This is a genomic window from Kyrpidia tusciae DSM 2912, from assembly GCF_000092905.1.
GTDB lineage: Bacteria > Bacillota > Bacilli > Kyrpidiales > Kyrpidiaceae > Kyrpidia > Kyrpidia tusciae.
Window position 1 is genome coordinate 1,105,773 of the sequence record NC_014098.1, and the last position, 20,405, is coordinate 1,126,177.

Consider the following 20,405-nt stretch of genomic DNA (forward strand, 5'->3'; position numbering starts at 1 on the left):
TTGCGATGGTTTTTTGATGGGTCAAAGGGGGACGAGACAATGGCAGAGCGGGCGGATGGGATCACCCGGGAGGTTTCGGGGGTGGTCGTTCACGTGAACGGGGAGGTGCGACGGGGTCGTCTGGACCGGACGGTGCTGGAGGTTCTGTTGGAGCAGGGGGAGGAGATCCCCCATGTGTGTTATCACCCGAGCCTGGGTCCCATTCAGACCTGTGACACCTGTCTGGTGGAGATCGATGGCGAATTGGTCCGTTCCTGCGGGGTCAAGGTGACGGAGGGAATGCGGATCGACACCCGGTCGGAACGGGTGCGCCGGGCGAGGCTCGAAGCGGTGGATCGCATCCTTGTGAACCACGAGTTGTACTGCACGGTGTGCGACAACAACAACGGCAACTGTGTCGTGCACAATACGGTGAAACAACTGGGGGTACAGCATCAGCGCGAACCCTTTTCTCCAAAGCCGTACGACGTGGATGACACAAACCCCTTTTACCGGTATGACCCCAACCAATGCATTCTGTGCGGCCGATGTGTCGAGGCATGCCAGAATCTCCAGGTCAACGAAACCCTCTCTATCGACTGGAGCCTGGAGCGTCCCAGGGTGGTGTGGGACGGGGGCGTACCCATCGACCAATCCTCCTGTGTATCTTGCGGGCACTGCGTCACCGTTTGTCCGTGCAATGCGCTCATGGAAAAATCCATGCTCGGCCAGGCCGGGGTGATGACGGGGCTGAAGCCCGGCGTTCTGCGGGAGATGATCGAGGTCACCAAAGAGGTGGAACCGGGATACGGGCCGATTCTCGCCCTCTCGGACGCCGAGGCTGCGGTGCGTAGTCAAGGCATCAAACGCACGAAAACGGTGTGCACCTATTGTGGCGTGGGATGCAGTTTTGAAGTGTGGACCAAGGGGCGTCATATTCTCAAAATCGAACCGACTCCCGAGGCGCCAGCCAATGGGATTTCTACCTGTGTCAAAGGGAAGTTCGGCTGGGGACACATCAACAGCCCAGACCGCCTGACCAGGCCCCTGCTTCGCCGGGATGGGGTTTTTGTGGAAGTCTCCTGGGAGGAAGCCCTGGAGGCTGTCGCCCGGGGGTTTGGAGCGGTACGGGAGAAGTACGGGCCGGATGCTCTGGGGTTTATCGCTTCGTCCAAATGCACCAACGAAGAGGCGTACCTGATGCAAAAATTGGCCCGAGCTGTCGTGGGGACGAACAATGTGGACAACTGCTCTCGATATTGTCAGTCTCCTGCCACCCAGGGGCTGTTCCGCACCGTGGGCTATGGCGGCGACTCCGGGTCGATCGCCGACATTGCCGCCGCGGATTTGGTGATCATCATCGGGTCCAATACCGCGGAATCTCACCCGGTTTTGGCGACCCGGGTCAAACGGGCGCAGAAGCTCCGCGGTCAAAAGGTGATCGTCGCCGATCTGCGCCGGCACGAGATGGCCAGGCGGGCGGACTTGTTTTTGCACCCCGCCCCGGGGACGGACTTTGTCTGGCTGGCGGCGGTGACCAAATACATCATCGACCAGGGGTGGGAGGATAAGGAGTTTCTGGCCAAACGGGTGAAGGGCTGGCCGGAGTATGTGGAGAGTCTCAAGGATTTCACCCTCACCCGGGCGGCGGCGGTGACGGGGATCTCCGAGGTGGATCTCACCCGGGCGGCACAGATGGTTCACGAGGCGAAAAGGGTGTGTGTCCTGTGGGCGATGGGCGTCACCCAGCACTGCGGCGGAAGCGACACCAGTACGGCAATTTCCAATCTCCTGCTGGTTACGGGCAACTACGGCCGCCCGGGCACAGGGGCTTATCCCCTGCGGGGGCACAACAACGTGCAGGGAACCAGCGATTTTGGCGCCATGTCGGCCTACTATCCCGGCTATGAGCGGACTGAGGATCCGGCGGTGCGCCGGCGTTACGAGGTGGCCTGGGGCGTCAAGCTGCCGGAGAAGCCGGGCCTGGATAATCACGAGATGGTGGATGCGATCCACGCCGGAGATCTCCGGGCGATGTACATTATTGGCGAAGACATGAGTTTGGTGGATGCGAATGCCAATTATGTCCAACAGGCCTTTACGAAGTTAGATTTTATGGTGGTCCAGGATATGTTTCTTTCGCGCACGGCAGAGTTTGCGGACGTGGTACTGCCGGCCGCCCCGAGTTTGGAGAAAGAGGGCACTTTTACCAACACCGAGCGGCGTATTCAGCGGCTGTATCGGGCCCTGGAACCCCTCGGCGAATCCAAACCGGACTGGGAGATCATCCAGGCGGTGGCGAATCGACTGGGAGCGAATTGGCGGTACGAGCACCCGGGAGAGATCATGGCCGAGGCGGCGAGGTTGGCGCCTCTCTTTGCCGGGGTGCGGTACGACCGGCTGGAGGGATTCCGCAGCTTGCAGTGGCCCGTGGCCGAGGACGGCACCGACTCTCCGTTGCTTTATACAGAAAGGTTCGCTTTCCCGGACGGGCAGGCGAGGCTCTATCCGATGCAGTGGGTACCGCCTGTGACAATGCCCGAGGAATACGACCTTCACTTGAACAACGGAAGGCTCCTTGAACATTTTCACGAAGGAAATATGACCTACCAAACCGAGGGCCTGCGGCACAAAGTGCCCGGGGCCTTCGTGGAGATTTCCCGGGAGTTGGCCGAGGAGCGGGGGATCGAGTCCGGGGCACTGGTGAAACTCGTCTCTCCCTTCGGGGAGGTGGTGGTCCGGGTGTTGGTGACCGACCGGGTGAGGGGTCGGGAGCTGTATTTACCCATGAATACGGCCACTGAAGCCGCCGTTAACTATGTTACCGGCTCCCATACCGACCGGGTGACTCATACCCCGGCGTACAAAGAGATTCAGGTGCGGATGGAGGTCTTGGAAAAATCGGGTCCGATGCCGCTGCCGATCCACAACCCGCGGTTTCATGAGCCTACGCCGAGATCTGGCGTCGAGGTTGAGGAAAAATGGCGGCGCCGGGATTACGTGTTTCCTGGAAAGGGGGAGGGCGGACGTGGCTGAACCGATCCGCATGGTGAAACGGTCTCTCGGGGGCGGGGAGCAGTCGAATGCCCCGGAGTGGCAGGAAATGGCGGCCCAATACGCGCCGGCGTTGGAGGAGACCTTGGAGCTACTGGCCGTGTTGCGGGAGAAAGGGATCCTGCGCACTTTGCGGGATGCGGCGGCAGCCGGGGAAGAGGTCATGGAAATCTTGGTCCATCAGGTGAACACCCAAGGCGGAAAGCGGTTGTTAAAAAATGTGGTGGCCTTGGGGGAGGTATTGGCGTCGGTGGACTTGCAAGGAGCGGCGGAAACCGCCAAGATCGTTGCAGAGGGGTTGCGTCAGCCCGCCGGGGCCCGGGAATGGGAGCACCGGCCGCCTGGTATGATGGATCTGTTCCGGGCGGTTCGGGATCCGGACGTGGCGGCCGGTCTGCTGATCCTTCTCCGGGCGGCGAAGGTCATCGGCCAAACGGCTCGGGGGGCGGAGGCCGGGACGGTTCCCCGCGAGTAGGTGCCTCTGGTTCAATCAGATGTGTCTTCGAACCGGAAAGGAGATCTCATCATGCCGAAATTAGAACCCATCGATTTTGCCGACGCGAGACGCCTGTGTTTCGCACGCGTGACACCCTTGGACCGGGTGCGAATCCCTCTGGGACAATCCGCCGGTGAAGTGCTCGCCCGGCCTGTGGAGTTGCCCGAGGACGTTCCCCCTTTTGATCGATCGGTGATGGATGGGTTTGCCGTCCGGTCGGCGGACTGCGCCCAGGCGAAAGCGAACGAACCCGCCGTACTGTCGGTGGTGGAGGAGGTGGCGGCGGGGGGCTGGCCCTCCCGAAGCTTGGGGCCGGGTCAGGCAGTGCGAACCATGACCGGGGCGCCGGTGGCACCCGGGGCGGACGCGGTCATTCCCATTGAGGATGTCCGTTTTCCCGAAGGCTCCAGGGGTTTAGTGGGAGAACGCATCGAGGTGAGCGCCCCGGTTCCCGTCGGAGAATCGATCCAGCGCCGGGGGGAAGATTTGGCCCGGGGATCTGCGCCGGTGGAAGCCGGTTGCCGGATCGGTCCGGCGGAGGCGGCGGTGCTTGCCACGGCCGGGGTTGAAGAGGTGGAGGTGCGTCGTGCGCCTCGGGTGGCGCTGTTTTCCACCGGAGACGAGTTGGTGAGCGGCCCCGGGCCTCTCACCCCGGGGACAATCCGCAACAGCAATGGCCCGATGCTCCTGGCAATGACGCGGTTGGCCGGGGCGGATGCCCGGGATCTGGGACGCCTGCCGGATCTGCCGGACAAAGTGATCGAGGCGGTGGCGGGGGTCTTGGAGTGGGCCGATGTGGTGGTGACGACCGGAGCGGTGTCTGTGGGGGATTACGATGTGGTGCCCGGGGCCATGGAAGAACTCGGGATGGACATTCTATTCCAGAGGGTTCGGATCCGGCCGGGAAAACCTGTGACGGTGGCGGTAAAGGGCAACAAAATGTGGTTTGCCCTCCCCGGCAACCCGGCTTCTGCCTTTGTCACCGGCCACCTGTTCCTGCTGCCGTCTCTGCGCCTCATGCGCGGTTATGCGGAATGGGATTTGCCGACAACCGTGGCGGAGCTCCGGGGTCGACCGGGCGGTGAACCCGTGCCTTCCCTTCGATTTTGGAGGGCTCGGGCGTGGATCGAAGACGGCCGAGTGGTCGCGGATGCTGACCGGGAACAATCGTCTTCCGCCCTCTCCAGTTTTGTGGGTGCGAACACTTTGGTGGAAGTTCCGCCTCTCGCCGATCCTGCGGCAGGGGATCGGGTCACAGTCTGGTGGCTAAATCTCCTAGCACCCTGAGGGCGAGACCCATGACTTCCACTACGGGTTTTGTGCACCACTGCGCCGCACATACTCCTCGTAATCTTTTGGGGTGTTGAGATTCACCCAGCTTCTCCGTGTTGCAGGAAGAACCCGGGCGGGCCCCAGGGCGTCGAGCCATGCTCTGGCGGAGGCCCGGGGCCCAGCCTTTGTTAGGACTTTCCTGGCTGCCCGCAACGCCGGTTCCCGCCGGTAAAGTCCGTGAAAGGGCTCACCAGCCACATATACCCCCACCAAGGGGGCGTCCGGCGAATCGGTGTTGGCGATCTCCATCATCTCCCCCAAAAGCGCCGTATCCAGATTGGGGATGTCGCAACTTAGCAGCATCATCCATTCGGAGCGCACGGCGGAAGCTCCGGAAGCGATCCCCATCACGGGTCCCCGCCCGGCTTCGGCATCAAAAACAAAGGACGCCCAGGGAACCAAGGATTGATAACGCCCGACCCTGGCGGGGGGCCCTCCGGGCGGAAGCACGATGACACAGGGCCAGCCAAGGGCCCGGACCTGCTCTGTCAAGTGTACGATCAGGGGCCGATTGCCAACCGGCAAGAGCGCCTTGTCTACCCCCATTCGAGAACTGCGGCCCCCTGCGAGCACCACCGCCCAGGGCCGGAGCGCGTCTTTGTGCACGGTCATTCCCTCCGTTCTTTTGCCTCGCATTGTAGCGGCCCTGTCCGCGGTGCACAAGAACCCCCTTCGGAGGATTTCCGGTCATTTCTCCCCTTTGCCCGTGGGCGGATTTAGTATAAATTTTCCATGAAAAGGTCATGATACCAATGATGAGACTGCCGAAGGAGGGATGCGTTTTGGATCCGATGACCCAGTGTCCGCGCTGCCAATGTCGGGATGTGGGGCGAATCGGCACCCATCAGTACTACTGTTGGAGTTGCTGTACGGAGATGGTGGTGACGGAAACGGAGGTGCGGATGTTTGAAGTGGCCGAAGACGGCAGCCTATTAGAAGCTGGACGGGTGGAAACCGCCGGTTGACTTTTCCCCCACCTCCCGGTAAATAAAGGGGAGGGGGCGTGAAACGTGAACAAGCTCGTTTTATTTTTGCGACTGGTGAAATTCGAACATACGATATTCGCTCTCCCCTACGCGTACCTGGGAATGATCCTGGCCGCCTATGACCACACCCGGGGCCTGCCCACCTGGTGGCAAGTGTTTTGGGTCACGGTGGCGATGGTCGGAGCCCGGAGCGCGGCCATGGGGTTGAATCGGGTGATCGACCGGGCCATCGACGCTCGAAATCCGCGCACAGCCCAGCGGGAGTTGCCCCGGGGACTGCTGTCGACGCTGGAAGTTTGGGTGTTTATCATCGTTTCCCTGGTGGTGCTCGGCGTGGCCGCATGGAAGCTGAACCCTCTGTGCCTGGAACTGTTTCCGGTGGCCGTGGTGATTCTCGTAGTGTACTCGTACACCAAGCGATTCACCTGGATGAGCCACTTCGTTCTCGGCATTGCAGATGGTCTGGCGCCCCTCGGCGGGTGGCTCGCGGTCTCTGGACAGTTCGATCTGCCCGCGGTGGTGCTGGCGGCGGCGGTGGCGACGTGGATTGCCGCCTTTGACATTATCTACGCCTTCCAGGATGTGGATTTCGATCGGGAAAATGGCCTACACTCGGTGCCGGTACGGTTTGGTATCCGGAGGGGTTTGTGGATTTCCCGGGGTTTGGACGCTGTATCGGTGGGGCTGTTTTTGAGCCTGCTGATCTGGGTGCCCCTCGGGTGGCTCTACGCCGTGGGAATCGCCATGGTGGCCCTGCTTCTGATTTACGAGCATCGGCTGGTTTCCCCCGAGGATATGACCCACATCGAAAAAGCCTTTTTCACCGTCAACAGTTATGTGGCCTTGGTAGCCTTTGTTTTTACGGCGGGGGACGTACTGTGGCATGTTTTTCGGTGACATGGCTCCTTGGGAATCTTGGGGATCGATCGGCGGGCGCTGGGCGTTAGCCGGGGCCGCTGATCCCGGCGGTGACCCGGGCGGCGGTGACAGTCCCGAGATCGGGATGGACATGGGTGATCCGGGCGACGCATAATATGGTGGTGCGGATGGGATAGGTGTCCGGCCTGTCTCAAGGTTTTGCTTGGGGAGCAGGGGAGGGTGAGGCCGTGGGCAAGTGGACCCAGCGAGAGCTCCTCCAAACCGCCACCTTGATTTTGGTCGTTCTGGCTTGCGTATATATGGTGATCCAGCTGCGTCCGGTCTGGGATTGGGCTTTGGGTTTGATCGGATCGGTGGCGACCCCTTTTGTGGTGGCCTTGATCATTTCCTATCTTTTGAACCCCGTTGTCGAGGCCCTGGTGAAACGCAGGGTTCCCCGGGGTATCAGTATACTCATCATTTATGCCATCTTTTTGTTAATCAGTGCAGTGGCGGCAGTGCAGGGCATCCCCGCCTTGGTGGAGCAGGTCAAAGCCTTGGCCGCCAACCTGCCGGAAACGGTCCACCGCATCGATCAATGGCTGAATGAGCTGGCCCGGCAGACCCGATATCTGCCGGACGGCATCCAGCAGGCGGTGGAAAATCACCTGAACCAACTGGAGCGATGGGCGGGACAGTTTCTCGGCCAGGTGGTCGCTTCTTTGGGGGCCACGGTGGGCCAGGTGCTCAGTGCCTTTGTCGTGCCCTTCCTGGTGTTTTATCTTCTTAAAGATCTTAAAATGGTCGAGCGCGTGGTGCTCAGTTTAGCTCCCCGGGAACAGCGGGATTTCTGGAAAAAGCTGTTGCAAGAAATCGACGATGCTCTGGGTCGATATGTGCGCGGGCAGCTTTTGGTGATGGCTCTGGTGGGCGTACTGACCTATGCGGGTTATTTGATCATCGGCCTCCCCTTTTCTCTACTTATGGCCTCGATTGTGGCCGTGGCCAACATCATCCCTTACGTCGGGCCCTTTATCGGCCTCGCCCCGGCCGCTCTGATCGGCTTGACCATTTCGCCGGCCATGGCTCTGAAGGTGCTCCTGGTCAACCTGATCGTGCAGCAGATCGAGAGCAATTTTATTTCCCCGGCGGTGGTGGGGCGCTCTTTAGACATCCACCCCTTGGCGATTATTTTTGCACTGCTTTTGGGCGGGCAGTTGGCCGGTATTGCGGGGATGGTGTTCGCCGTCCCGGTTTTAGCGGTGCTTCGGGTGATTTGGCAGCATTGGTCATCTTTTCGCAAAGGGCCCGTTTGACAGTCCTTTTTATCTGTGAGTATAATGGCTATAACTGTAACCGGACCATGCAGGGATGGAGAAGAGTAGGGCGATTCCGCGTCCCAGAGAGAGGGCCCCGAGGCTGGAAGGGTTCTCGACGGCGGGCGTCCGAAGGCCGCTCCGAAGGAACCCTGCCGGCGGGCGACCGTTATCTCGCGAGTGAGGGACTCCCGGCCCTGCCGGGGGTAATCAGGGTGGTACCGCGTGAGTCAAACTCTCGTCCCTGGAGGGGCGGGGGTTTTTTTATGGGAGGTTGAAGGCGTGAAGGGCGCAGAGATTCGAAAGAAATTCCTGGAGTTCTTCGCATCTAAAGATCATGACGTCTATCCCAGCGCCAGTCTCGTCCCGGTGGACGATCCGTCGCTGTTGTGGATCAACGCAGGTATGGCGCCGTTGAAGCCTTTTTTCGACGGGCGCAAAGTGCCGCCGAATCCGCGCATCGCCAGTTCTCAGAAGTGCATTCGAACCAACGACATTGAGAATGTCGGGAAGACGGCCCGGCATCAGACCTTTTTCGAGATGTTGGGGAACTTCTCCATCGGGGACTATTTTAAGAAAGAGGCCATCGACTGGGCCTGGGAGTTCCTCACCGAGCACATGGGTCTGGATCCCGAGCGCCTGTCGGTGACGATTCATCCCGAAGATGACGAGGCTTACGAGCTGTGGCACCGGCGGATTGGGGTGCCCGCCCACCGGATTTTCCGGATGGAGGACAACTTTTGGGAAATCGGGGAGGGCCCCAGCGGGCCATGCTCCGAGATTTTCTACGATCGGGGAGAAAATCGGGGCTGTGGGCGGCCGGAGTGCAACGTCGGGTGTGAGTGCGACCGCTTCCTGGAGATTTGGAACCTGGTGTTTACGCAGTTCAATCACAATCCCGACGGCACGTATACGCCGCTTCCAAAGAAGAACATCGACACGGGAATGGGCCTGGAGCGAATGGCGTCCGTCATGCAGGATGTGGACAGCAACTTTGATACCGATCTGTTCCGACCCATCATCGAAGCGGCTGCCGAGGCGGCTGGAGTCCAGTACGGCCAAGAAAAACAGTGGGATGTCGCCCTCAAAGTGATCGCCGACCACATTCGGACGGCGGTCTTCGCCGTGGGGGACGGGGTTCTGCCCGGCAACGAAGGGCGGAGCTATATCATCCGCAGGCTCTTGAGGCGGGCGGTGCGATACGGGCGGAATCTGGGGTTCGACCGTCCGTTCTTGTACCGGTTGGTGCCGGTGGTCGGGGAGGTTATGGGGGAAGCGTATCCCGAGATCGTCGAAAAAGGCGATTTTATCGTACGGGCGGTCAAGGCGGAAGAGGAGCGGTTTCTGGAAACTCTGGCCGAAGGCGAGCAGGTGCTGGAAGACTATATCGAGAAGCTGCGGTCGGCGGGTCGGACGACCCTGGCCGGGGAAGACGCTTTCCGGCTTTATGACACTTTCGGCTTCCCCATCGATCTCACCAAGGAGATTGCCAGCGAGCAAGGGATCGACGTGGATGAAGAGGGGTTCGCCCAGGCTTTGGAGGCTCAGAGAGAGCGGGCCCGGGCGGCTCGGCAGGACGTGGAGAGCATGCAGTCCAAGCGAGGGGTGTTGGTGGATCTTGAGGCCCCGAGTCGCTTTGTCGGCTACGAAGTATTGGAGACCCAAAGCCGGGTCGAGGTGCTGGTGGTGGATGACCGGGTGGTGGAGCGGGTATCCGAGGGCGACCAGTGTTTGATCGTGTTGAATGAGACGCCCTTTTACGCCGAGAGCGGCGGCCAGGTGGCCGATCGGGGCACCATCGAAACCGCCACTGCCCGGCTGGAGGTGGAAGATGTGCAAAAGGCCCCCCGGGGGCAGCACGTGCACCGGTGCCGGGTGGTGAGGGGCACGGTGACGGCCGGGGAAGTGGTGCGGGCTCGGGTGGATCGCCGCTACCGGGAGGATATCATCAAGAATCACACCGCTACCCATCTGTTGCACAAAGCCCTGCGGGAGGTGCTCGGGGAGCACGTGGCCCAGGCGGGATCCCTGGTGGCGGACAGCCGGCTGCGTTTTGACTTCTCTCATTATGGCCCTTTGGCGCCGGAAGAGCTGGAGGCGGTGGAACGGGTCGTGAATGAGGAGATCTGGCGCAATGAACCCGTGGACATTCGGGAGATGCCCCTGGATGAAGCCAAAGCCATGGGAGCCATGGCACTGTTCGGAGAAAAATACGGTGAGCGGGTCCGGGTGGTCAAAGCGGGGGATTTCAGCATTGAACTGTGCGGAGGGTGCCACGTCCGCCGGACGAGTGAGATCGGGGTATTCAAAATTGTTTCGGAAACGGGGATCGGTTCGGGAGTGCGGCGGATTGAGGCAGTGACGGGTCGCCACGCCTACGCATTTCTGGATTCGCGCCTGAAGGGGTTGGATCGGGCCGCGTCCCTCCTGCGAGTGGCCCCGGCGGATGTGCCGGATAAGTTAGAGCAAGTCCTCGGGGACATGAAAGAGACGGAGCGCGAGCTGGAGTCTTGGCGGGACCGCTGGATCCGCGGCCAGGCTCTGCGGCTGGCGGATCGCGTGACTGACATCCAGGGGGTGCCCGTTGTTGCCGAGGTTGTGGAGGGCGCGACTCCAGACCAGATGAGGCGAATGGTGGACGTGCTGTGGGAGACGATCCACTCCGGAGTCGTGGTGCTCGGGTCCAAACAAGAAGACAAGGTCATGTTCGTGGCGGCGGTATCCCCGGATTGGGTGGCGAAGGGTCTCCACGCCGGACAGTTGGTAAAAGAGGTGGCCGCTGCGGCCGGGGGTGGCGGTGGCGGGAAGCCTGACCTCGCCCAAGCGGGCGGGCGACATCCGGAGAAATTGGCAGAGGCACTTTCCCGGGTGCCGGGGTGGGTGATGCGCCAACGAGGGGCCGGGGCTCGCAGCTGTTAAGTAAAACTTAGATATAGATTGATATTCTTACTCATTTTGTGTAGAATTTGACCATGAAGGTTCCCATTGGAAAAGCCGCCAAAGAGTTGGGAGTGTCGCCGGAGACGTTGCGCCGCTGGGAAGCGGAAGGAAAGATCCGGGTGGAGCGGACACCTGGAGGTCACCGCCGGTACGATCTTGCCAGCCTTCGCGGATGGTCCCGAAAGGAGCCGGAGCCCAAAGAGCGGATCACGCTCGCCTATGCCCGGGTCTCCAGCCACGACCAGAAAGCGGATTTGGAGAGGCAGGTGGAGTTGCTGGAGACCTTTTGCGCCGCGAACGGGTGGCGGTTTGAAGTTCTTCGCGATCTGGGTTCCGGGCTGAACTACCACAAACGGGGCCTGCGGGAACTCATTCGCCGGATCTGTTCCGGCGAGGTGGGCCGGTTGGTGATCACCCACAAGGACCGCCTGCTTCGTTTCGGGTCGGATTTGGTGTTCTCGCTCTGCGAGCATTTCGGCACGGAGGTGGTCATCAGGGGTGCCTCGGAAGAGGCAACCTTTGAGGAAGAGCTGGCGCAGGACGTGCTGGAGATCATCACGGTGTTTTCGGCCCGGCTGTACGGGAGCCGGAGCCGATCGATTAGAGACATCATGAAGACGTTGAGGGAGGCGGCCGATGCCATCCGTCCTGAAAATGCTTCTGGAAGTGGATGAACACACGGCGGCGATTCTGGACGGGCAGTCGCGAATCGCCAACTGGCTGTACAACCGCCTGCTGGAGGAAGCGAACGAACTGCGCCGGCGGTTCCGGCAGACCCAGGACCCGGAAGCGGCCAAGGTGCTGTACACCGAACGCGGCCTGCGGGATCGGGTTCCGGCGCTCAAACAGGAGTATCCGTTCCTGCGGACGGTGTATTCGTCCGTGCTGAAGAATGCGGCCCTGCGGCTGAGCGGAGCGATCCGGAAATACCAGAAGGCCCGTCGCGAAAAGGGGGCATCGAGCGTCGGCTGGCCGAAGTTCCGGTCGTGGAAGCGGGAATGGTTCTCCCTGCAATACGACGAGCCGTGGAAGGGGTACCGGTTGGAGGGCCGGAAGCTGGAGGTGTCCCTGGGGAAGGTGCTGGACGAAGGAACGGGCAAAGAGAAGCAAGCCCAGGTGACGGCCCGGCTGGCGGAACCCTTGCCCGATTGGTTCGAGGCGGGAATGGTTCGCCAGCTTCGGATTGTCAAGGAAGGGAAGCTGTTTTACGCGGTCTTCACGGTCAGGCGGCCCGTGCCGGCCCGGCGGTCTGTGGGGCGGGTGATTGCGATTGACCCGAACCACAAGAACCTGGGCTACGGAGTGGGGACTGACGGGGTGGCGACGGAAATCCAAAACCCGTGGTTTCTCAAGATCCTGGACCGGCGAATCGACGAAGTGAAGTCCCTTCGGGACCGGTGCAAGAGGAAGTCCGTTCGGGTGGTGAGAGAAGATGGGACGGAGGCGTGGCTGCCTTCGCGGCGGTGGCGGAAGCTGAACGAGCGGCTGGACGAGCTGTGGCGGGTGCGCCGAGAACAGACGAAAGCGTACCTGCGGACGGTGGCCAACCGGCTGTACCGGGAGTACGACGGGGTGTTCGTGGGGGACTATACGCCGCAGGGCGGGGGAATCAGCCGGGGGATGCGCCGGGCGATGAACAACCAGTCGCTCATTGGGCGGTTCAAGGAAACCCTGGCGTGGGTGGCGGCCCGATCCGGCAAGGTGTACGGCGAGTGGGACGAAGACGGGTCCACCCGCACCTGTCACGTATGCGACTACGAAGTGCCGGGCGGGATTCCGCCGGAGATTCGGGAGTGGACCTGCCCACATCCGGGACGAGAATTCGTCGATCAATGGACTGGAACAAGTGCTGAAAAACTTGGAGGTGCCTGGCTCGGGCCGTCTGGGAGACAAAATAGTCGTTACGACCAGGCGGGCTTGGCGGTTCGACGGTCTAGGCGTCAAAGAGATGCCGGGGATCGTCGGCGGGCGGGTGGGGGATCACGCCGCCGGCCGCCAAGAAATCAAATGAGGGACATGACAGTCCCGAACCCAAATCCTGCGCAAAGTGAGATTTGTGTAGGTTTGGGAGAGCGGTGTCATGACCCGGGAGTGCTCCGGGCTCTGCCGGCCCCCAACCGGGGGGCGGCAAGCGGCTTTATGGAGGAAAAGGGAAAAAAATGATCACCGCAAAAGGAGTCTGCGGCTTTTGAGGCGAATAGAGTAGTTACGAAGAATGGCACACTACGGGGTAAGGAGGGGAGCGCATGCATTCCTCCATGGATGAAACGATGCACTTTAACGTGCAGAAGGACGGATCTTCCGCAGTCCGAGAGGCGTTGTTGACGGCGTATGATGCCTTAAAAGAGAAGGGTTACAATCCTCTTCATCAGTTGGTGGGGTATCTATTGTCCGGCGATCCGGCGTACATCACCAGTCACCGCGACGCCAGAAACCGCATCCGCCGGTTGGAAAGAGACGAGTTGTTGGAGGAGTTGGTGCGGACCTATCTGGCGGTGCATCGTCCGGAATGAGCCGGATTCTGGGGCTGGACGTCGGACGGGTGCGCATCGGCGTGGCGGTGAGTGATCCTCTGGGACTCGTGGCGCAGGGGCTCGAAGTTCTGGCCGTGGACGACGAGGAGTCTGCCTTGGCTCGTATCGAAGGGTTGATCGCCGAGTGGGGCGTCGAGCGGGTCGTGGTGGGATTGCCCCGGAATATGGATGCATCTCTGGGGGCCCAAGGCCGCTATACGGAGGAATTCGCGGAAAAACTCCGCCATCGCGTGCGGGTTCCCGTCGATCTGTGGGACGAGCGTCTGACCACCGTCGTGGCCGAGAAGACTTTGATTGATGCGGGGTTGCGAAGGGCCAGGCGCAAGAAGGTCGTGGACCAGGTGGCGGCGACGGTGTTGCTCCAAAGCTATCTGGACGCTCATCCAGATGAAGGGGGATCAGGATATGGCTTTCGAAGACCGGGAGGACAGAGTGGTGTTGACGGATGAAGAAGGCGGGGAGCACCCATTTCGGGTGATTGACGTGATCGAGTTGGAAGGGAAGATCTACGCGATTCTCTTGCCTGATGCCGGGGATGTGGAAGAGGCCGGCGTGGAAGAAGCTGTAATTTTTCGGGTGGAGGAAGACGAGAACGGCGAAGAAGTGCTCTACGACATCGAAGATGATGACGAATGGGAGCGGGTGGCGGAGGCCTACAGCCACATGGCCGAGGAGGAATAAAGAGGATCGGGCCGTTTCGGGAATTTCCCGGGAAAAGTTCGGGGTGGACAAGGGCGCGCGGAGCTGGGATGCGCGCCTGTCGTTTGTGACCGAACGACGGAAGGGTAGACGACCGTTGATTTCGGTGCTGAAGGGGGCCGGTTGGAGAAATGGAGGACCACATGGGACCGCTAAAACGTTTGAAGTTTTTTAGTGTCCTGCACCGGGCTTATGCGCACCTTGTTCTGGAGCGCATTCGAGAGTATTATGCGGATCGGCTTTTGGCCTTAGCGATTTACGGGTCGTATGCCCGCGGAGACAACCGCATGAACTCCGATTTAGATCTATTGATCGTGCTTCGGGGGGCGCCGGGCCGGCGTGAGCGGATCGAGGAGTTTATCCGGGAAGTTGAAATGTTTTGCGAGCCTCGAGCCCAGGAACTGTATGAACGAGATCATATTCTATGCGAGCTCTCCCCCATGCTGCTCGTTGAGGAAGAGGCTGCCCAGTTTCAACCGATTTATTCGGATATGGTGGAAAGTTGCGTCATTCTGGTGGATCATAAAGGGTTATTGCGTAGGATTTTAGACTCAGTCCAGCGCCTACTGCACGACACCCGGGCACGCAAGGTGCGCCGCAACAACACCTGGGAATGGCAATATGGAACATACTTGGGGGGGGTGAAACTATGAAACGCGATGATTTGACCCAGGCTTATTTACAAAAAGCAGAGGTGCGGCTCAAGGCACTGGAATTTTTTCGCCATCACGGTGCTTATTCCGATGTGGTTCGGGAAGCCCAGGAGATGGTGGAGCTGTTGTTAAAAGCAGTCCTCAGGGCGATTGGGGCGGAGGTCCCGAAGATCCACGACGTGGGTCGCGCCCTGATGATGCATAAAGACCAGCTGCCTGCGGCAATCGTGGATAAGCTGGATCGCCTACGGTTGATCTCCAAACGGTTAAGGAAAGAACGAGAGCTAAGTTTTTACGGGGCCGAGGACTTTGTTCCGACGGAAGAATATGATGATGCGGACGCCCGTCAAGCTATCGAAGAGGCCACTTTCGTCTACGAAACTATCCGGGGGGCTTTTGACGTGGCGGATGATCCGGACACCGATGGACCTCCTCCGCACAAATAAACGAAAATCTCTCACGAATCGGACGTGGCGGAGCCCCCCCCCCCCGCAGACGGGAGGGCTTTTTTGCGGCTTTTCGTACTGCGCCACCCGGGGCATTCCCAACCAGCCGTCCGATCCGCCGGAGTGCAGACGATCGGTGTTCATGGATGGACGCGAATTCTTCATTGCCGGTACAATGGGGCTGGGGAGGACGAGAAATTGCCAATGAATCCAAATGTGTCATCACCGTATGTGTTGCTTGATTTTGTCGACGACCGCGGCCGTTGCCGGCGGTTGTTTTTTTCTGATCCGGCCGAGGTGATTGTGGCCGCCCGGCCCGAAGAGGTCCTGCCGGCCCTCGGGAAAGTGCAACGGGCGGTGCGGGAAGGTCATTGGGTTGCGGGATTGGTTTCCTACGAGGCGGCTTCCGGTTTGGATCCGGCTCTGACAGTACGGGGTGGACATCAATTGCCCCTCGTGTGGTTTGGGGTGTTCGACAGACCTCCTTCGGCACTGGATCGGTCGGGTATCGTGGGCGAACCTTTTCAGTTGTCTAACTGGAGACTGTCTCTTGCCCGGGAGGCATACGACGAGCGGATCCGACGCATCCGTCGGGCGATCGCCGAAGGGGATACATATCAGATCAATTTCACGATGCGGCTGCGGGCGTTTTTTGAAGGCGATGAGAGGACGCTGTACGAAACACTGCTGAAAAACCACCCAGTGCCCTACGCGGCCTGCCTACACTTAGGGCGGTTTCGCGTCCTGTCGATGTCACCGGAGTTGTTCTTTCGGGTCGTGGATCGGCGAATCGTCACCCGGCCGATGAAGGGGACGGCGAAGAGGGGACGTTGGCCGGAGGAGGACGAACGTCAACGTGTCTGGCTGGCGGGTTCGGAGAAGAACCGGGCCGAAAATGTGATGATTGTCGACCTGTTGCGCAATGACCTGGCACGGATCGCCAGGACCGGTTCGGTGCGGGTGTCCCGTCTCTTCGAGATCGAACGGTACCGGACCCTCTTCCAGATGACCTCGACGATTACCGCTGATTTGCGGGACGGCGTTGGGCTTCCGGAGATTTTTTCTTCCCTGTTTCCTTCAGGTTCGGTCACAGGGGCTCCGAAGGTGAGTGCAATGCGGATCATCGCCGATCTGGAAGAGGAGCCGAGGGAGGCTTATTGTGGGACCGTTGGCTTTGTGAATCCGCAAGGAGAGGCGGTTTTTAATGTGGCGATTCGGACCCTCATCATCGACGGACACAACAGGACGGCCGTTTACGGAGCCGGGGGCGGGGTGACATGGGATTCAGGCAGCAGAGAGGAATACGAGGAGGCCTTGGCCAAAGCGGCTTTTCTCGTTGAACCGCCCGCAGATTTTGCGTTGTTGGAAACGATGCGGCTGGAAAACGGGAGGTATCTGCTGTTGGAGCGGCATCTGGACCGCCTCTTCCGGTCAGCCGGCTATTTCGACATGCTCGTGGATCGAAGTGAAATTGTCCGGGTGCTGGAACACCATGCACGGCTTCACCCGGGCGAGACTCGCCGGGTGCGGCTGTTATTGGGGCAGGATGGCGCCATTCATGTGGAGAGCACTCCTCTCTCCGCTTTGTCGGCGGGGCAGGCCACGTTTGCCGTGCGGCCGGCCGGCCCGGGGAAGGTTCGCGGGGGCGGAGTCGGCAGGGAGGGGAACGGCTCCATCGCCGCCCCCCTGCCGGTGGCCGTCGCTAAGAAACCAGTTTCCAGCGGAAATTGTTTTTTGTTCCACAAGACGACCCACAGGTCGTTCTATGAAGAACACCGGGAACCGTTTCCCGACGTGTTCGATGTCTTATTGTGGAATGAGAAAAGGGAGATCACGGAATTTACCAACGGCAACGTGGTTTTGGAGGTTGACGGTCGGAAATGCACACCGCCCGTGTCCAGCGGTTTGTTGCCGGGCACCTTTCGGGCGGAGCTGCTGGACCAGGGAGAGATTGTCGAAGAGTGTCTAACTCTGGATGATCTGGTGCGGGCAGAGCGGATATGGTTCATCAACAGCGTGCGGGGTTGGGTGCCTGTTCATCTGATAGGCTATTGAGGCAGCTATCCTTGGTATTAGGGCAAAACTACAATGGGAGTGGCCATGGTTAGAAGACCGTGCACATGATGGTTTCGCAAAGGCTCCAAAACCAGATCTTCAGCGAGGGCGCGGGGCCGGACGTGAAGATTATTCCGATCGAGTCTGTGGACAAGGAGGTCATTATGGATCCGGAATACTTCGAGGAACTGCTTCGGTATAAAGAGGTCGTCGAGCAGGTGATGGACGAGGAAATGGTCCGGCTGGCCGCAGAGCGCAAGGACGATGCAGCGGATATTCCGTTGGATCGCGTGATTGGAGATAAGTTCGGCTTCGATGAGATCAGGGCCGAAATGGACAGGATTGGGGTGGACGACGAGGAATGAGCCGTGGACTGGGACCGTTTCGACGAAATGCTCGGGCAATGCGGTGTTCGGGTTCGGTTCACGAAGGCTGCGGCCGGCCGGGAACGGGATTCCGCCCACCGGGAACTGGCGCGACTGGTAAAAATCAAGAGCAAATCGGCCAATTTGGGCCTGGCGATGGCATTGGGAAGGGTGCGGGAGAAGTGGCAAGAACGCATGAGGAGCTTGGTTCGCAGCGTGTCCTAAACGGAACGCGATCGTAGAAGGCGGAGCTCCTGGGCCAGGTAACCAAGAACCTGACCGTGGTTCAGCATGGCCTGAACAACCCAACCTGGGGAAAAGGGAAAAAGGGACATCGAAAAAGGCTCAATGCGAAGTATACTTAACATGTGCGTATTATTGGGAGTAGAATGATTATATTCCCTGGTTTACTTATCGTCTATAATGTTAGTGAATAACGGGTTTGGTTGTAAAGGACTCGCTGTAGGAGTACCCGTTCACCAGGAGGAGGGGCAACATGCAGCAGTACAGTTTTGCCATCTCTTCTATCCACCAGTTTACGTCTCGAAAGCACGACTTGTATCACCAATGGGAGAAGATGTGTAATCATGAAGAAGTCAGTACGATTCGCCAGGAAATTAATTCATCCTGGAAAAGGTGTTTATCGAAACGGGTGGATCCACTCCGTCAGCAAGCTCCTGTTGTGTTCACTGAAGCTACGCTGAAACAAAAAAAGGAAGAAAAATTGGAGCTTTTGCGTCTGGTGGAACCGTATATGGATCAGTTGTATGAGCAATTGGCTGCCGAGGACATATTGGTCATGTTGTCGGATTCAAATGGCGTTATTCTTGAAGGGAAAGCCACAGCCAGGGGCTGGTCCATGGTGGAGAAGCTTCATTTTTACCCAGGTGCTGACTGGTCAGAATCGGGAGCGGGAACGAATGCCGTGGGTACTGCGGTGGCTGAGAGAAAACCGGTTCAAGTGTTTGGTGCCGAGCATTTTTGTCAAGGATGGCATACATGGGTGTGTTCTGCAGCCCCGATTTTTGATCCTGTAACGGACGAGTTGTTAGGTGTGCTAGATATATCCGGTACCATGGACCGTGTGCAGGCTCACAGTTTGCCTGCGGTTGTCCATCAAGTGGACAGGATTCGTCAGGATCTGAGCAGTGCGTTTATGACTCGAGACGTCCCCACCTGGCGTGCGATATCTGACGCATTGGACCAGCCATTAGCCATATTTGACACAAAGTTGAGGGTGGTTCGGCTAAATGAACGGGCAAGAACTGTCCTCGGACTTCGCGCTGGGTGTACGATTCAAGATTTATTTACAGAAGACAATGCGTCCAGTCTCGATTCGCTGCACTGGAATACTCCTATACCCGTGACGTTTCGTTCGCTGAAACCCGGAACATGGGTGGCGACCCTTTATCCCTATCATGTTGCTAACCGGCTTCTCGGTGGTCTGATCGTGTTTTATCCCATAAAAGTATCGAATAATTCGACTCGGTCGCCGAGCGCGTCGTTTCATATATCAACTATAATTACCCAAAATAATGAAATGATTCGCCTGATCGAAAAGGCGGGAAAGGCCGCCAGATCCGATATGAACGTACTGTTGGTCGGGGAGACGGGCGTAGGTAAAGAGATTTTCGCCCGTTCCATTCATGAATCCGGCCCACGAGGTCGCGAACCGTTTGTGCCTGTGAATTGTGGCGCGATTCCTCGAGACCTTCTTGCCAGTGAGTTGTTCGGTTACGAGCCGGGCGCCTTTACTGGAGCAACAGCCAAGGGGAGACCCGGCAAATTCGTCGCGGCGGACGGTGGAACGATTTTTCTGGACGAAATCGGCGAGTTGCCGTTAGAGGCCCAGGTCTATCTTCTCCGGGTGCTGGAGGAACGGGCCGTGGTGCCTGTTGGAGGCACTGAACCTCGACCTATCGATGTGCGGATTATCGCTGCAACGAACCGAGATCTAGAGGAAGAGATTCAGCGGGGACGATTTCGGGCGGATTTATATTACAGGCTCAATGTGTTGCGTTTTCGCATTCCCCCTTTGCGAGAGCGTAAAGAAGATATCCCTCTTCTCGTGCGTCACTTCCTGTTAAAATGTGACGACACGGGGATACCATGGGTTGTCGAAGACGCCGCCATGGACTGTCTCATGCGACACAGTTGGCCGGGGAACGTCAGGCAATTAAAAAACGTTGTCGCGCAGGCCGTATTCAATGCGGAGGATCATCGGATTCGACTTGAGGATCTACCTCCTGAGCTTGTGCATTCCGCCGATGGAACCACCACTGGATTGACAAAGGATAACAATGAGAGCGCACCCGTTTCCCGATTCAATTATCGCAAGGTTGTAAACCGGGAAGTTCTTGAGCACGCGTTAAAAATGACGGACGGCAATGTGAGCCGGGCTGCTCGGTTGCTGGGGGTTTCTCGGATGACGGTTTACAGGAAGGCAAAACAGTACAATTTGTCGACGTAGATGTAACAGGAGTGTCACAGTGGTATCTGTGACACTCCTGTTACGTGATAATGTTACATGCAATGTATCGAGAAGAACAAATATGTCGGGGAATCCAGCGATTTCTCCAATGGGCCTCTTGTTGGCACGAGAATTGCTTTCTCCAATCTGAACAGAAGAGGGCGAAAGAGATTCAGGAGATTGTTCGCCTTCTTTAAACAGAAAATCGTGATTGGAGGAAGG

19 protein-coding genes are annotated in these 20,405 nt (G+C 59.0%); 18 read left to right on the top strand and 1 reads right to left on the bottom strand.

Annotated elements, in window-relative coordinates:
• Positions 1-39 precede the first annotated feature (39 nt).
• Genes fdhF through BTUS_RS05535 form a run of 3 tightly spaced genes read left to right on the top strand, consistent with a single transcriptional unit; the run spans position 40 to position 4,816 of the window.
• Positions 40-3,015 carry a formate dehydrogenase subunit alpha gene (gene fdhF, locus BTUS_RS05525; RefSeq protein ID WP_013075127.1) on the top strand — a complete coding sequence of 992 codons (2,976 nt, stop codon included), beginning with the start codon at positions 40-42 and terminating at the stop codon, positions 3,013-3,015.
• Positions 3,008-3,508: a DUF1641 domain-containing protein gene (locus BTUS_RS05530; protein ID WP_013075128.1), complete on the top strand. Its 501-nt coding sequence runs from the start codon at positions 3,008-3,010 to the stop codon at positions 3,506-3,508. Before fdhF ends, BTUS_RS05530 begins: the two co-directional genes overlap by 8 nt.
• Positions 3,509-3,559: 51 nt before the next feature.
• Positions 3,560-4,816: a molybdopterin molybdotransferase MoeA gene (locus tag BTUS_RS05535; protein ID WP_013075129.1), complete on the top strand. Its 1,257-nt coding sequence runs from the start codon at positions 3,560-3,562 to the stop codon at positions 4,814-4,816.
• 21 nt (positions 4,817-4,837) lie between these two features.
• On the opposite strand, the gene mobA is transcribed toward BTUS_RS05535, so the two are convergent.
• Positions 4,838-5,467, bottom strand: a complete 630-nt coding sequence (gene mobA, locus BTUS_RS16740) for a molybdenum cofactor guanylyltransferase (RefSeq protein WP_013075130.1) — start codon at positions 5,465-5,467, stop codon at positions 4,838-4,840.
• A 176-nt stretch (positions 5,468-5,643) separates the two neighbouring features.
• On the opposite strand from mobA, the gene BTUS_RS05545 reads away from it, so the two are divergent.
• The 15 genes from BTUS_RS05545 to BTUS_RS05615 all read left to right on the top strand — a co-directional run bounded on the left by BTUS_RS05545 (position 5,644) and on the right by BTUS_RS05615 (position 20,183).
• Positions 5,644-5,826, top strand: a complete 183-nt coding sequence (locus tag BTUS_RS05545) for a hypothetical protein (protein WP_013075131.1) — start codon at positions 5,644-5,646, stop codon at positions 5,824-5,826.
• Positions 5,827-5,871: 45 nt separating this feature from the next.
• Positions 5,872-6,744: a UbiA-like polyprenyltransferase gene (locus BTUS_RS05550; protein ID WP_013075132.1), complete on the top strand. Its 873-nt coding sequence runs from the start codon at positions 5,872-5,874 to the stop codon at positions 6,742-6,744.
• A 209-nt stretch (positions 6,745-6,953) separates the two neighbouring features.
• Positions 6,954-8,021 (top strand): AI-2E family transporter, encoded by a 1,068-nt coding sequence (locus BTUS_RS05555; RefSeq protein ID WP_013075133.1) that lies wholly within the window; start codon positions 6,954-6,956, stop codon positions 8,019-8,021.
• Positions 8,022-8,303: 282 nt separating this feature from the next.
• Positions 8,304-10,940, top strand: a complete 2,637-nt coding sequence (gene alaS / locus BTUS_RS05560) for an alanine--tRNA ligase (RefSeq protein ID WP_013075134.1) — start codon at positions 8,304-8,306, stop codon at positions 10,938-10,940.
• A gap of 47 nt (positions 10,941-10,987) precedes the next feature.
• A complete protein-coding gene (locus tag BTUS_RS05565) occupies positions 10,988-11,635 on the top strand; it encodes an IS607 family transposase (protein WP_169307943.1) in 648 nt (215 codons plus the stop codon).
• Positions 11,598-13,124, top strand: a complete 1,527-nt coding sequence (locus BTUS_RS05570; protein WP_013075136.1) for an RNA-guided endonuclease InsQ/TnpB family protein — start codon at positions 11,598-11,600, stop codon at positions 13,122-13,124. The genes BTUS_RS05565 and BTUS_RS05570 overlap by 38 nt, the downstream gene beginning before the upstream one ends.
• 83 nt (positions 13,125-13,207) lie before the next feature.
• Positions 13,208-13,474 (top strand): IreB family regulatory phosphoprotein, encoded by a 267-nt coding sequence (locus BTUS_RS05575; RefSeq protein WP_013075137.1) that lies wholly within the window; start codon positions 13,208-13,210, stop codon positions 13,472-13,474.
• Positions 13,471-13,944, top strand: a complete 474-nt coding sequence (ruvX, locus tag BTUS_RS05580; RefSeq protein WP_013075138.1) for a Holliday junction resolvase RuvX — start codon at positions 13,471-13,473, stop codon at positions 13,942-13,944. Before BTUS_RS05575 ends, ruvX begins: the two co-directional genes overlap by 4 nt.
• Entirely contained in the window at positions 13,931-14,176 is a 246-nt protein-coding gene (locus BTUS_RS05585) for a DUF1292 domain-containing protein (RefSeq protein ID WP_245543373.1), read from the top strand. Before ruvX ends, BTUS_RS05585 begins: the two co-directional genes overlap by 14 nt.
• A 161-nt stretch (positions 14,177-14,337) precedes the next feature.
• On the top strand, positions 14,338-14,847 hold the full coding sequence (locus BTUS_RS05590) for a nucleotidyltransferase domain-containing protein (RefSeq protein WP_013075140.1): 510 nt from the start codon (positions 14,338-14,340) through the stop codon (positions 14,845-14,847).
• Entirely contained in the window at positions 14,844-15,293 is a 450-nt protein-coding gene (locus BTUS_RS05595) for a HEPN domain-containing protein (protein WP_013075141.1), read from the top strand. Before BTUS_RS05590 ends, BTUS_RS05595 begins: the two co-directional genes overlap by 4 nt.
• Positions 15,294-15,497: 204 nt before the next feature.
• Complete coding sequence (gene pabB / locus BTUS_RS05600; RefSeq protein ID WP_041303783.1) at positions 15,498-17,348, top strand: aminodeoxychorismate synthase component I; 1,851 nt, start codon at positions 15,498-15,500, stop codon at positions 17,346-17,348.
• Positions 17,349-17,413: 65 nt separating this feature from the next.
• Positions 17,414-17,713 carry a hypothetical protein gene (locus BTUS_RS05605; RefSeq protein ID WP_013075143.1) on the top strand — a complete coding sequence of 100 codons (300 nt, stop codon included), beginning with the start codon at positions 17,414-17,416 and terminating at the stop codon, positions 17,711-17,713.
• A 3-nt stretch (positions 17,714-17,716) separates the two neighbouring features.
• Positions 17,717-17,938: a hypothetical protein gene (locus BTUS_RS05610; RefSeq protein WP_013075144.1), complete on the top strand. Its 222-nt coding sequence runs from the start codon at positions 17,717-17,719 to the stop codon at positions 17,936-17,938.
• Positions 17,939-18,209: 271 nt separating this feature from the next.
• Positions 18,210-20,183 (top strand): sigma-54-dependent Fis family transcriptional regulator, encoded by a 1,974-nt coding sequence (locus tag BTUS_RS05615; protein WP_013075145.1) that lies wholly within the window; start codon positions 18,210-18,212, stop codon positions 20,181-20,183.
• Positions 20,184-20,405: the final 222 nt, after the last annotated feature.